This window comes from Candidatus Enterovibrio escicola, assembly GCF_002464935.1.
GTDB classification, from domain to species: Bacteria; Pseudomonadota; Gammaproteobacteria; order Enterobacterales; family Vibrionaceae; genus Enterovibrio; species Enterovibrio escicola.
Window position 1 is genome coordinate 12,769 of record NZ_CM008325.1, and the last position, 14,385, is coordinate 27,153.

The 14,385-nt window shown below is 38.1% G+C and carries 8 protein-coding genes and 5 pseudogenes; 9 read left to right on the plus strand and 4 right to left on the minus strand.

What is annotated here, in order from left to right; translation table 11 throughout:
• Window positions 1-339: 339 nt before the first annotated feature.
• A pseudogene (locus BTN49_RS00065) lies at window positions 340-1,254 on the minus strand (IS5 family transposase).
• 245 nt (window positions 1,255-1,499) lie between these two features.
• Between BTN49_RS00065 and BTN49_RS13590 the strand changes: the two are divergent.
• From BTN49_RS13590 to BTN49_RS19745, 5 genes and pseudogenes are all read left to right on the plus strand, one after another.
• Complete coding sequence (locus BTN49_RS13590) at window positions 1,500-1,667, plus strand: hypothetical protein (RefSeq protein ID WP_158523520.1); 168 nt, start codon at window positions 1,500-1,502, stop codon at window positions 1,665-1,667.
• 374 nt (window positions 1,668-2,041) lie between these two features.
• Window positions 2,042-3,043 (plus strand): tryptophan--tRNA ligase, encoded by a 1,002-nt coding sequence (gene trpS / locus BTN49_RS00075; RefSeq protein ID WP_097355510.1) that lies wholly within the window; start codon window positions 2,042-2,044, stop codon window positions 3,041-3,043.
• Between the two features lie 783 nt (window positions 3,044-3,826).
• A pseudogene (locus tag BTN49_RS16760) lies at window positions 3,827-4,524 on the plus strand (IS5 family transposase); the annotation flags it as partial.
• Window positions 4,525-5,078: 554 nt separating this feature from the next.
• Window positions 5,079-7,394 (plus strand): methyl-accepting chemotaxis protein, encoded by a 2,316-nt coding sequence (locus BTN49_RS00085; protein WP_097355512.1) that lies wholly within the window; start codon window positions 5,079-5,081, stop codon window positions 7,392-7,394.
• 146 nt (window positions 7,395-7,540) lie between these two features.
• Window positions 7,541-7,684, plus strand: a complete 144-nt coding sequence (locus BTN49_RS19745) for a helix-turn-helix domain-containing protein (RefSeq protein WP_097355513.1) — start codon at window positions 7,541-7,543, stop codon at window positions 7,682-7,684.
• A 131-nt stretch (window positions 7,685-7,815) separates the two neighbouring features.
• On the opposite strand, the pseudogene BTN49_RS00095 reads toward BTN49_RS19745, so the two are convergent.
• Window positions 7,816-9,049, minus strand: a pseudogene (locus BTN49_RS00095) (IS256 family transposase).
• 24 nt (window positions 9,050-9,073) lie between these two features.
• Between BTN49_RS00095 and BTN49_RS00100 the strand changes: the two are divergent.
• From BTN49_RS00100 to BTN49_RS13595, 4 genes and pseudogenes are all read left to right on the plus strand, one after another.
• Window positions 9,074-9,361: a hypothetical protein gene (locus BTN49_RS00100; RefSeq protein WP_097355514.1), complete on the plus strand. Its 288-nt coding sequence runs from the start codon at window positions 9,074-9,076 to the stop codon at window positions 9,359-9,361.
• A gap of 729 nt (window positions 9,362-10,090) precedes the next feature.
• Window positions 10,091-11,389, plus strand: a complete 1,299-nt coding sequence (locus BTN49_RS00105; protein ID WP_097355515.1) for a beta-ketoacyl-ACP synthase — start codon at window positions 10,091-10,093, stop codon at window positions 11,387-11,389.
• A 494-nt stretch (window positions 11,390-11,883) separates the two neighbouring features.
• Window positions 11,884-12,753, plus strand: a pseudogene (locus BTN49_RS21530) (IS982 family transposase).
• 520 nt (window positions 12,754-13,273) lie between these two features.
• Complete coding sequence (locus BTN49_RS13595) at window positions 13,274-13,450, plus strand: hypothetical protein (protein ID WP_158523521.1); 177 nt, start codon at window positions 13,274-13,276, stop codon at window positions 13,448-13,450.
• Window positions 13,451-13,678: 228 nt separating this feature from the next.
• Here BTN49_RS13595 and BTN49_RS21535 read toward each other — a convergent pair.
• Both BTN49_RS21535 and BTN49_RS00115 read right to left on the minus strand, forming a co-directional pair.
• Window positions 13,679-13,843: pseudogene (locus BTN49_RS21535) on the minus strand (IS982 family transposase); the annotation flags it as partial.
• Window positions 13,844-14,059: 216 nt separating this feature from the next.
• A complete protein-coding gene (locus BTN49_RS00115; RefSeq protein WP_097355516.1) occupies window positions 14,060-14,269 on the minus strand; it encodes a DUF1059 domain-containing protein in 210 nt (69 codons plus the stop codon).
• Between the last annotated feature and the right edge of the window lie 116 nt (window positions 14,270-14,385).

Below are 14,385 nucleotides of genomic sequence, written 5' to 3' on the forward strand. Positions count from 1 at the left end.
CGGGGCATCACCTGTTGTAGAGTTGAGAACTTTAATTCAATCTAGTTACTTTGTCACCATTTAATCTGAGGATTACCCATAGATGCATAAATGCAATCAATTGACCTGAGCTGCGCATAAGAAATGAACTAAATTCCAAAGTCGCGATCTGATCGTTTGAAAAAACTATTGACTTCATAAGGACTTGGATATGAATAACTTAGACGCTGTTTTCACGATGTCGACAAATTTTGTAAGGTTTTCCTTCCTGCTTCGAAAAACACCGGATTTTAGGGGTTTAAAAGGCTTTGTTGATTAAATTAGGCCTATAATGAACTGATCCCAATCTTCTTTACAGTCTTAATTTGTCTGCAGGAGAGAAGGCATACCGAGTCTTATAACTTTGTTCATCGTTTTCACATTTGCCAGCACTTCACCAACTTGAATATTGCAATCACGAAGAATGAGTTTAGGGCTGGGCAACTATTTTATAGCGAAACATTGCTATTTCTGCTAATACGCGTTTGTGATAACCCCTGTCCTTTTTCCACTCCGCTAATTTATCTTCTTATAACGCCTTTAATAGTTTCATTTCTAGGATACCCTTCCTCCCAATATCCCGTGTTGCTTCGAGGTGGAATATTGGGCGTTATTTCTTTATTTTTCAGTACGTAGTAACATACTTTTATGTTATAGTTTCCATCAGCACTGACTTGCTGTATCTTTCGTCATAATAGGTTAAGCAATGTAGATAAAACCTCATTATCACCCACAAAAACTAGGCTAATTTCTGCAGAAATAAACGAATGAGTAGACACATCAACGGCAAGACAAAGTTTACGCCAAATACGCCGCTTATCCTTACCATGTTTACGCGTTTTTCCTTCACATTTGCCGTATACCTTTAGGCCTGTGGTATCAATAACCACATGGCAACAGCTCCTCGATTCGGCAAAAAAATACTTAACCTCGACGGTCTTCGAACGCTTACTAATGCAAGTGTATGTAGGGGATTCCAGCGGGAAATTCATTAGTATAAAAACCGAATTGAAAATCCTTTTAATCCACGATTTATGAGCTTTAGAATACCTTTTACCATCAGTGTCGTTTCAATCGAGGTATCCGAAAATATAAACCCCCGCCCACGCTGACCGTAATGTTTTAGACAATACATTCTTTAATTGTAGCCTTGTCTATCTAAAAAGTGACTGAGCCACGGTTTACTAATGCTTAATTATATTATTTCCAGTTGCTGATCTTGGCCTTTCCCCTCATAACCACTCGCTTAACTCCATGATGATCTGATCTTAGGAATCGCAATTAGTTTAGATATTTTGGGAATAACGTCCTGTAGATATTATGAGTTCTAATAAGAGTTGTAACCATGAAAAACTTTATTTCCATAGCCGTAAAATAATGTATAAAACACATAACCAGAAGCCAGCTATACCAAGAATGAAACTATTTTATTCATTGATATCGGCCATCCAACGAAAGTGACAAAGATTATCCATGGATAGATGCATACGGAACAAGACAATGTACCTAAAACCACAGGGAGTAATAGTCGCATAAATATTATTGGCAAGCTCAATATCTCTAATATTGAGAGTGTAGTTGTCAGCGAACAGGATACCATCAACAATGCAAATATTGTTCGTTCTCTTTGCACGTTGAGAGATGATTAGCCATTGACCCATAAGCTGCATATAATCTTGGATTGAGTGGGCTCTCAGCGATAGTAACCTAGTTAGATATGTTGCGTTCCTCCTCAATATAGAGCGTGACTATCTACCGCTTTACAGTCCAAATATTAATCCAATATAAAAGTGTTGGAAAGTGATGGATAAACGGTAAATGAATAACGTTTATCTTAAAAACAAACGCTCTTTCAAAGAGGCCATGACCAAATTTTTTACTGTAACTCTTCCAGATATTGCAGACTCTTTGGTATCTAAAATAAGTGATGAAATTCAGATACTAAGACCTGTATTTTTAAGTTGATTGAGTATATATCTTTTCTGAGTGAACAAAGTTCACCGAACAGTTTCTGGAGAAATACATGTCATATACAATATTAACAGGGGATCGAGCTACAGGTCTCCTTCATTTAGGACATTACATTGGTTCACTTAAACTGCGAGTGGCACTACAAGATGATCATCAACAGTCTATACTTATCGCTGACTTACAAGGGCTTACTGACAACGGACATGATCCCGAAAAAGTATCAGGCAACATCTTAAATGTGATGGCTGATTATCTAGCTGTAGGCATTGACCCTGCTAAAACTAATATATGCCTACAATCAGGTTTACCGGCTCTGTCAGAGTTAACAATGTATTATGCCAATATCGTGAGCATTTCTCGTTTAGAACGTAATCCAACAGTCAAGGCAGAAATTGCAAATAAATCGTTCGGAAACTCCATTCCCGCAGGCTTTTTTACTTACCCTATCAGCCAGGCTGCCGATATCACAGCCTTTAGAGCTGACTGTGTTCCTGTCGGTGATGATCAAATACCCATGATAGAGCAAACTAATGAAATAGTACGTAAGATTAACAAGATAGCAGGAAGTGATATTTTAGTCGAGTGTGAACCTTTGTTGAGTAAAGTTACTCGCTTGCCGAGTGTGGATGGTAAGGCGAAAATGTCTAAATCTTTAGGTAACACCATAACATTAAGTGCCGATGAGAAAGAGATCACTGCTGCTGTAAATAAAATGTATACAGATCCCAACCACCTTAAAGTGACAGACCCAGGACAAATTGAAGGTAACGTCGTCTTTACTTACCTTGATGCCTTTCACCCCGATGAAGACCTAGTACAGGAGCTCAAACTTCACTACATAAAAGGTGGTCTTGGTGATGGAAAGGTTAAAAATATCCTTGAAGAGTGTTTACAAGAAACCTTGCGTCCTATCAGGGAAAAACGCAGGAAGTTAATTAACGATAAAGGCATGCTATTAGAAATACTTAAGCATGGTACAGAGAAAGCTGTCGTAGAAACAAATAAAGTCCTTTATGATGTCAAGCAAGCTTTCGGTTTGAATTTATTCATCTGAGGAGATAATTAATTCTAGCGCGGAATTTTAAAAAATAAAAGTAGCTCAGATTATGAATATAATTTGCTAGTAAGTGCGTAAATGGCACTTGGTTAGATGGTCATGTATTCAATACATTCCCACCGAGGTTATTATTATGTCCATTTGAAATATTGATAATTTCTTTTGTTTTATAAGACAGATGAAAATATGAGTAGACTGGGTAACTGTTGGATTAATAGTCCTATAGATATATTATTTAGAAGCTTACAAGACAGAATAAGTACCCTATAAATGGTTTGATGATTTCACTCAAGGACACTGTACAACCATAAAATACATCACGGAATACTACAGTGAAACCAAGCATCATTACATATAACTGGAGTCATGCAATAAAACAAATTAGAAATATTATTTTAGAGAAATTCTAAAACTGTAGCCAATATCACTTGACCATTACAGTTATAATAAATTGAATCTTTTAGTGTATAAATATACATACCATTCAAGTTATTAGAACAGATTTCTGCTTATCAACCACAGTGCTTTTCTACCAGTTAACAATGAATTATTTATTCAATAAGTGGGATTTCGTGAACAAATACTTTTTATTTACTGTTGAACAGTACTGTTAAAAAATAGGGTACTTAGAATGTGGGTATACTATGGCTTGCATGTTACTAGGTGTTATTTCCTAAATATCTAAACTAATTGTGATTCCTAAGATCAGATCATCATGGAGTTAAGCAAATGGTTATGATGGGAAAGGATAAGATCAGCAACTGGAAATAATATAATCAAGCATTTGAAACGGCACTGATGGTAAAAGGTATTCTCAAGCGCATAATCGTGGATTAAAAGGCTTTTTCAATTCGGTTCTTATATTAATGAATTTCCCGCTGAAATCCCCTAAATACACTTGCATTAGTAAGCGGTTTGAAGACCGTCGAGGTTAAGTATTTTTTGCCGAATCAAGGAGCTGTTGCCACGTGATTATTTATGCCACAGGCCTAAAGGTATACGGCGAAGGTGAAAGGAAAACGCGTAAACATGGTAAGGAGAAACGGCGTATTTGGCGTAAACTTTATCTTGCCGTTGATGTGTCTACCCATGCGTTTATTTCTGCAGAAATTAGCCTAGTTTTTATGGGTGATAATGAGGTTTTATCTACATTGCTTAACCCCTTATGACGAAAGATATAGCAAGTCAGTGCTGATGGAGCTTATGACATAAAAGTATGTTGCTACGTACTGAAAAATAAAGAAATAACGTCCACTATTCCACCTCGAAGCAACACGGGATATTGGGAGGAAGGTATCCTAGAAATGAAACTATAAAGGCGTTATAAGAAGATAAATTAGCGTAGTGGAAAAAGGACAGGGGTTATCACAAACGCGTATTAGCAGAAATAGCAATGTTTCGCTATAAAATAGTTGCCCAGCCCTAAACTCATTCTTCGTGATTGCAATATTCAAGTTGGTGAAGTGCAGACAAATTAAGACTGTAAAGAAGATTGGGATCAGTGTGTTATAGGCCTAATTTAATCAACAAAGCCTATTGGAATTGTAAACCGCTGGATGAAATGAAGGGAAAAGAATCCTGAAATAAGACTGATTTTTCTGGTCGTTTATTCAATAAGTAGGTTTTCGTGTAAAAGATCTATTATTTATCATGGTGATACGGACTCTTAAAAAGCATGATATCCATAATTATGGATACTAAAGCTACCACCTTACAAATCCCCCTGACGGTTATTCTAACTTATTAGATACCTGCCAGATTTTTTAACAAACCTATTTATTTGGATAGAGAAAATAGTGAAAGTATAAACGGATATGTCATCGATGATACATCTTAAATAACAAATCTCGATCATATCAAAATAAATATATTGTTCAGGTATAAACGGTCTGAATGGTTACAGATCCTGAAGATAACCAAGAAATATGTTGAATTAACAAAGTCCCTTTTAATTATTAACAGGAAAGCGTGTGTTACTTCATGTTTAAAAATGCCATTTTGTTACATGAGTAACGTTGCTTAAGAAAAAATCATGAAAATAGCTTTAAAGATAAAAACTGCAATAGTAGTGACCAGTATTTTCGCTGTCATAGCAACCGCAGTTTTGCTCACTGTAACAGCTAAAGAAACGTTGAGCAGTGCACTGGAGCAACAGGTGAAAAATCAACTTATTTCCGTTCGAGAAGCAAAAAAAATGGAGATTAGAAGCTACTTCGGTAATATACAAAAGCAACTAATTAACCTTGCTAACTCTACAATGACCGAAGATGCTATGTCGCAGTTTGCTCGGAGTTTCCAATCTGTACAGAGTGAAGCAACACCACTTCCCAACCAGGCACAAGTTCTTAAAGACTATTACATCAATGCATTTGGCAAAACCTACCTCGAAACGAACACAAGCAGTACCAACGCACTCTCTAATCTCGTAAAAATTAGTCTGACAGGTCAATTGCTTCAGCAAATATATATTGGCAACAATCCAAATTCTCTAGGCAATAAGTATGTCATGGATAAAGGTAGTGATGACACTACTTACAATAGAATCCATGAGGTTTACCATCCAAACTACCGAAAATTCCTCGAATCCTTTGGCTATTACGATATTTTTCTCGTCGATCTAAAAGGAAATGTGGTCTATTCCGTTTTTAAAGAACTGGATTACGCCACTAACCTTACTATTGGACCCTATGCACAAAGCGGCTTGGCCGATGCATTCAATACTTCAGTAAACCTGAGTAAGGGTGAGTACAGTTTCATTGACTTTAAGCCCTATTATCCGTCTTATGACAGCCCTGCTTCTTTCATCAGTTCCCCCATAGTAAAGGAAGGAAAAACCATCGGCGTGCTTATTTTTCAAATGCCTATCGATAATATTAACGCCATCATGACTTATAATGGAAAATGGCAGGAAGATGGATTAGGGAAAACTGGTGAATCTTTTCTTGTGGGCTCGGACAGGTTAAGTCGTTCACAAAGTCGGATGTTGGTTGAAAATAAAGAAGTGTACTTAGACAGTTTACGTGCCGAAGGCATAGCAGAATCCGTGGTTTCTCGTATCAACAAAACAGAATCCTCTGCGGGTCAACAACTGATGACTTCAGACTATATTAGTAAGGCTCTAAATGGAATGAGAGGCTTTTCAACCGTCACCAATCATGCAAATAAGGAAGTTCTATCAGCATTTACACCAATCGATATATTAGGGAAACAATGGGCATTAATATCAGAAATCACACGTGAAGAGGCACTGTATGAAGTCACAGTACTCATCAATAAACTAATCACAGTTGTGGGTATTATAGGGACGATACTCGTGATTATTTCAGCCATTCTTGCTTGGATTATGGCCACTAGTATTAGCTACCCTATTTCCAGTTTGACCTCACGTATAATCCATATTGCTAAAAACCATGATCTTACTCTTCGCCTGCCTATCCGAGGAAAAGATGAGCTATCTGAGCTGTCTCAAGCAATGAATCTCATGCTCGATGATTTCCTCAATGTTATCGAAGGTGCTGATAACACAATCAAGACTCTTAACACTGCATCAAGTGAAATTCAAAACAACATCGATACCATGCGAACAGAAATGGATAATCAAGCAACAAATTCCAACCAAGTGGCTACTGCGGTTACCCAAATGAGTGCATCAGTGAGTGAAGTAGCAGGTTTTGCAAAAAATGCCTCAGATTCGTCTGAACATGTTGTTCAGTCGGTCATAGAAAGCACCAATGTGGGTAATCGTTTGGTGAGTGAGATATCAGCACTGTCAGATAAAATGGACGAAGCCACAACATCAATGCAGCGATTGTCCACTGAGAGTGCTTCAATCGGTTCAGTGCTGGATGTAATTCATGGCATTGCTGAACAAACTAACTTATTAGCGTTAAATGCAGCGATTGAGGCCGCACGCGCTGGCGAGCAAGGCCGTGGCTTTAGTGTGGTCGCTGATGAAGTCCGTTCATTAGCTATTCGTACGAAAACATCGACGGAAGAGATTCGCTCTAAAGTCGAGTCACTTCAAGCAGAAACTGGGAAAGCGGTCAGCGGAATTAACAGTGCGAACCAATTTGTCGCAAGTAGCGTTGAAAACTGCGGTAAAAACAATGAAATGTTGGAAGGAATAGCTCGCATGATGACTGAAATAAACGACATGAATACGCAAATTGCGACTGCAGCCAGTGAACAATCTTTCGTAACAGAAGAAATCACCGAGAATGTTAACAACATAGCACACTCTGCTGGATCCGTATCAGAAAGAACCCATAGCATCGATGTGACTGCAAACACCATCAATGAGCAGGCACGCCATCTAACCACTCAAATTGGGTTGTTCAATATTTTATAACTAAATCGCCCTCCGTCAGGTGAAATGCATAACCTAGCAGAGAGTTAACCAAACTAAAGTACACTCTCACATCCTCTTTTGGCTTGGAGATGTGCATGGTTCATCAATAATTAAATAACAATGCCCGATTTTATATTGAGCAATGATTGGATAAGGGTAATTACTTTAGCCAGATTGCTCGAATACTTGGCTGTGCTTACTCCACTATCAATCGAGAAATAAAGCGCTATATCCCGGACGATTTTCACGGTATATACTGTCATCGCCTTGTATCACAACAGGCTAAATAAACCCACCTCAATGCTATGAACGAGATGGCTTTTAATTATACTTTAGAGAGAACGAAAGCGTTCATTCATGAGCGTTTTAGTACGCTACATCACCCGATGTGATGAGCAGTGAGAGTACGATTTACGGATATCTATGGTATGATAAGGCTAAGAGCTATGGTCATAATCTGGTGTATAGCATCCAGAGGAGTATCTTGATAATTAACGTTTATTTTACGAATGCCATTTCTGAATTTCACGCCTTTGATGATATCCAAGAGTAAGTTAAAGCCTCGCAGGCTACACCAGTTAACCTCATAGGTTCGCATCAGTTTGCAGGTCATTGCCAGTGTCGTTTTTCAGTTTCAACAATTTTTGGGTTTGTTCGTTTTTAACCTCACCGTTGCAAACATTGATTTAATGGGGTTTGTCGTTCGAATATGTGTCCAGTGCTCGGCGTGGAAATCGTAAAATACCAGCATTTCCAATTTGTCTTTGATTAGGCACTCCGCTGCTTTGGGATATTTAGCACCATATCGTGTTTTGAACTATCTGAAGGCTTTCTGTGCCTCTCATTGTGTCTCCTCCATCCAGATATCGTGAAGTGTTTCTTTCATTCTTGGTTGTACAGATTTTGGGACTTTATTTAATACATTGACCGTTTTGTATACCCAGCAGCGCTGATGACATGTCGTTGGCTAATGCTTTGTCACTGCATTCCAAAAAGAGAAAGCGACACACCAAGGGCGAGTTCAGGAGCGATACTAATACCTTCGGATGTTAGCTATGACAGAATTTAAAACCAACTGACCTCTAACGCCCTGTACTCATCGACAACGGCTAGCACTTCCTTGCGGTCAGCATCATCAACGCCGATGATAACAAGCAGGCAAAGCTTGTCCTTCATCTGAACTTTGCAGTAAATACCATCGGCCAAAATGTAGACATACCGCCGTTTGCTTAGGTCGCTCTCATGATACTGGTCATATTTCTTTCCCACTATTGCTTGAGTTGAGAAATACTGTTTACTGACACCTCTTGGCTTACTTACCTAAGAGCGATTCTAGGGCTGTTTGCATATCCCCCGTGAAGATTCTCCGCAGATAGAGCCAAGGCATAAGCTCTTCTATGTTTTTTGTTTGCTTGATATAGGGCGTAACCAGTGTGCTGTTGAACTTGATCCCGTTCCCTGTTTTATCTCAAACCTTTGGGACTTTGACGGTAATGTCGTCGAACCACGTTTGTAGGTGCCACTCAGGTAAATGGCCATTCCGAACCACTCCCTGCTTTCCGTTAGCATTGGAGTGATGTGAAATTATCCAGTAAGGATTGAACCACGGCTTCTATAGCGTGAGCCAACAACTGCTGTACTCCTTGTTTCAGCAGTTTATTAAGCGGGTTTTCTAGTTAATGAAGCTCGATAACATTATGATTGTTGTCCATGCGGTGTCTTCCTTGTTAGTTATTGATCTGGCGAGATTAATCAACAGATTACACCGTATTATTTCCTACTCATATACCATAAATCACTATAGCTCTAAGGGTAATGACGTGGCGCTATATAAGGAACTTTTTCATCCGAGTAACTCCTATAAAATTAAGATGAGCATCGGCAATAAAGTAAAAATAAACAACCGTGTTGGCATTGAGAAACGGCCTGACATTACAGACGAAAAGACCGCGTTTGGTCATTTCTAAATTAACACTGTCGTCGGGGACTTGGCACAAATCTTTTCTACTTACCATGATGGATTAAGCCAATAAACTCTACTGCATCAGAAAAATGTCTACTAAGTAGGCAGGTACAGTGATGGAGACGTTTATTGATATTGTAAATTCTAGCTTTCATGACTTTAAAACCCTCATGTGAGACAACGGTATAAAGTTTACCGGTCATGAAGAGGCTGTTGAAATTACAGACGTTTATTTCTATTCAGCCAGCCTTATCGGTCATGTGATATAGGTCTGAATTAGCATACCAATGCTCTGATAAGGCGATTTGCACCCAAGTAAATTGACTTCAATGAGGTCAGTAAATGAGGAAATTACCAAGATAGAACACATCCTCAATACACGTGGTAGAGTGAGTCGTTGGTATCGCTCTCCTAACGATGTTTTTTAAAGTATTTGATGGTGGCTTAAGATATAACACCTGTGTATTTCAAATAAGGGAGGCGCTCTGATCTTTTGATAGATCTCAGGGGCATTGTTGATTAAATCAAGGCCTGTTTGATGCATAAATAATTTATGTTGATTTTATTTATTACCTGTGCAAACTATATCCTATCTCATTTGATAGGATAAGTGCTCGCTTGGCACTGTTTGAAAAAAGATCAGCATCATTATCGCGTTTGCCTCTGGTTTCTTATATTACTTTCTTTGAAAGGTAAAAATGGGACTGGTTAGCGCTTACTCAATGGTAACTATATGAATATAAAAAAAAAGAAAAAACGTGTTGTTATCACTGGGATTGGGTTGGTATCTCCTCTAGCTCATACTGTCGGTATGTCATGGGAAAGGCTTATTAATTGTGTATCTGGTATTAAATACTTACCTGAAGATATTTGTAGTAATCTCTCTGTTAAAATTGGTGGGTTAGTTCCAACTGTAGATCAAGATAAAAATGGGGGACTTGATCTAGATAAATTTATTACTCGGAAAGATAAAAAGAAGTCTGATAGATTTATACATTTGGCGTTAATTGCTGCTGCAGAAGCCATTAAACAAGCTGGTATTAGTGATTTGCCAGATCATAGCAAATTCAAAACTGCTACAATTATTGGTACAGGGATTGGTGGTTTTCACGCTATAACTAATTCCGTAAACTTGGTTCACAATGACAATAATAAGAGATTATCTCCATTTACGATTCCGTCGTTTTTAGCTAATTTAGCAGCTGCGCATGTGTCTATAAAATACGGGTATAAAGGAATATTACAAGCCCCTGTTACTGCTTGTGCTGCAAGTGTCCAAAGTATTGGTGATGGGTTCAAATCTATTATGCATAGCGGTATGGATATCGCTGTAGTTGGTGGTGCTGAATCTTGTATTAATTCAGTGTCACTGAATGGTTTCAATGCGGCTAAAGCATTATCAACAAATTTCAATGCAATACCTCAACAAGCATCTAGACCGTTTGATATTAAACGAGATGGATTTGTAATGAGCGAAGGAGCGGGTGTGTTAGTTCTAGAAGAACTGGATCATGCTATATCTAGAAGAGTAAATATCCTTGCTGAAATTGTGGGATATGGTACAACGTCTGACGCGTATCATATAACATCTGGACCTGCAAATGGAGAAGGTGCAGCGAGAGCCATGTTAATTGCTATTGAGTCCGCAGAAATTAAGCCCCAAAATATTGACTATGTGAATGCTCATTCAACTTCAACCCCATTGGGGGATTTAGCCGAGCTCCAAGCCCTAAAATTAGTTTTTGGATTAAGTAATGAAACTAGTATTTCATCAACAAAATCCTCAACTGGTCACCTCTTAGGTGCGGCAGGGGCTGTTGCTGCAATTTTTACAATTAAAGCGATTAATGAATCTATTATTCCTGCTTCCCTTAATATTGTAGAATTACCTGAAGAAGCTTTTGGATTACATATCGTAGCCAATAAACCCATAAAAAAAATCATTAACTATGCTATGGTAAACGGATTCGGATTTGGAGGAGTAAACGCGTCGGTTATTTTGAAGTCATATGATAACGATATCAATAATTGAGGTTTTGTCGCAAAGTTATACAGAATAGAAATATACTGATTTTCAGATGCAATTAAACTGAAAGTTATAGGATTTATCCCAAACATATAAACCCTATTGGTTTTCAGCCTGTCCATTTGTAATCATCGATTACAACTCTATACCAGCGAGTTGTTGCGTTGGCTCCTTCCATCTGATTTCCAGCCTAGACACCGGTGCATCTTACCTTTTACTTCCCGATGGCTTTAATCGATCAAGTTGCTCAAATACTTAACTTGAAGTACTTTTATCAAGTTGAGTACCCTCCCCGTAAATCAGAGTTGGATGTTGATGGTGTTCAGCGCTAACTTATTTGCACCACTCTTATCAATCACCACCTTTTTTTGTCGCCCTTTTCTTCCGATATCATCCTCTAGGTTGTTAGCTAACCTGAGCTACGTATAAGAAATGAACTAAATGCTAAAGTCGCGATCTGATCGTTTGAAATGACCTATTGACTGTACAAGGATTTTGGCATGAATAACTTAGACGCCTTTTTCGTTGACTTCTGTCAGACCTTCCTTCCTGCATGTGAAAAACACCTAATTTCTTCCGGTATCAAACAAAGAAACAAGCTTTCTCGCCTCTGAGTTAGCAAAGTGATGACGATAGTGATAGCTTTACATCAATCTTGGTATCGAGACTTCAAAACCTATTACATCCACTTTGTTTACCTCTACCTCACCAACGAATTTCCTGAATTAGTTAGCTACAAACGAATGCTCATGTAAGGTACTCTGGTTCCACTTTGCTCTTACCTCATTCACCGTCAGGAAAGGCCGATAGGGATTACCTTCGTTGATTCGTCTAAGCTACAGGCTTATCACAACCTACACATTCTCAGACATCAGGTTTTTAAAGGTACCTTGAAGCGAGGAAAAGGAACGATGTGGTGGTTCTACAGATTCAAATTACACCTTATTATCAATGACTAAGGTGGTATGATCTCAATCAAAGTGACGATGGTTAACGTGGTTGATAGAAAGCCTGTATCGGAAATGACTGACGAACTTTGGGGGTATTTATCCGGAGAGAAAGGTTATATTTCTGGCCCATTGGAGCGGGAATTTGCAGACAAGGGAGTAACACGGATAACGGGTGTAAAATAAAATATGAATCCCAAAGTGATGAAACTTTGGGATCATCTGATGCTCCGGAAACGATTTATTATTGAAACTATTTTTGACCAACTAAAAAACATATCCCAAATAGAGCATTCTCGGCATTGCCGTTGTACCAGCTTTATGATCAACTTGCTGGCGGGGCTCATCGCGTATTTATTTCAACCAAAGAAGCTGAGTATCAAGATGACTAGGTTTGATAAGCAAGTTCTTATGCAGATCTGAGGTTAGTTATTATCTAAATTCAGGCATGGCCAATATTGGAGATATAAAATCTATACGTTATAATAACTTCGAGTATATATCCAATAAATTGGAAGGCACGTTAGTCATGACTAGTAACCTAGTATCTGTGGTATCCACCATTACAAATACCTTATTTTTTAACGGTGCTGATCACTATAATAAAAATAGGTCTTTTGTACGAAAATCCACTTAATGAATGATGACTATCAGAATTAAGTAGTCATAGGTTTGGTCGCCAATCTAATCCTTAATAACCATCCCTGATGGAAGGCCACGATCACGATATAGAGGAATGGATAATGGCGAAATGTGGCTACACCATAATTAACACATAGTATTATCTCCGATCAAAAATGGACACAATCTATGCTGGGATTACAATGTTCTTCCTACATATATTGTACATAAATGAATCGATTCTTATTTAGGTAAACAATGGATTGTAGATAAACCTTATTGAGTAGCACATCATCTTATTTACTGTTGTGGGTATCACATCATGGAACGAAAATTTAATTACGCGATGACTAATAAATATGCGTTAAAAAACGAGGATATCCCTGCCTCTACAGATAAACAACTTCGGAAAAAATCCCCCGTCCAAGTAAATCTAACTAGGAAACATATTGAGGAATATCACGAAAGGAAAGCTCTGGACGATGAGCTTGGATGGTAGTCTCATAATCATATTCTTGGTACACCACCTACCAAACTATCGGTGGTGTGCTATGGATAGCGCTTCGGTATTTTGGTATGAAGTTGCAGCACGACGCCAACTATATGAATCTACATGTTTACTCATCTGTTCAAATAATCGAATTTAGAAACGTGGGTTGGCTTCTTTTTGCCATTGGCACTAACTGAATTTCATTCACAACCTTTGTGAACGCCTCAATCTGGATATCGAAACTTCAAAACCCATCATTATCGTCATCACTTTGCTAACGGAGAGACGAGAAGGTTTGTTTCTTTATTTGAAACAGAAAGAAATTAGGGGTTTTTCCCATGCAGGGAGGAAAATCTGGCAGAAGTCATAGACATCGACGAAAACAGCGTCTAAGTTATTCATGCCTAACTCCTTATGCAGTCAATAGTTTTTTCTAAAACGAATCAGATTGCAACTTTGGCATTTAGTTCATTTCTTTTAGTTCATTTTCTTATGCGCAGCTCAGGTTAAATACATGACCACCACGTTAATGCATCCTTACGCTAACCGACTTCGTCATTGGACGCCGGAATCGGTCAGTCATTCTGGTAAAATCTGTTTTACGTAGGGTTCCTAACTTTATAAGGGAGGTGTTCCTTCCTTAAATTCTTTTACTATATTATCTCTGAATTCTGGGGTATCTTCACAACCGTGAATTTTACATCCCTCACTTTTACATTCATACTCCACCACTGCTTGAAGTAATTCTTCTTTCGTGTCAGCAGTAAGTGCAACAGAACATTTAACATCACTAGGGTAATCTCTACAATCGATATAGTATCTAGACATAGTAACTAACCTTAAATCTATATTTAATTAATATTAAAGGAATAATTTTCTAGAATCGAAACTTCCTTTCTTCCATTGATTATAGAGGATAAATTAAAAAACTTATTATTCATGAT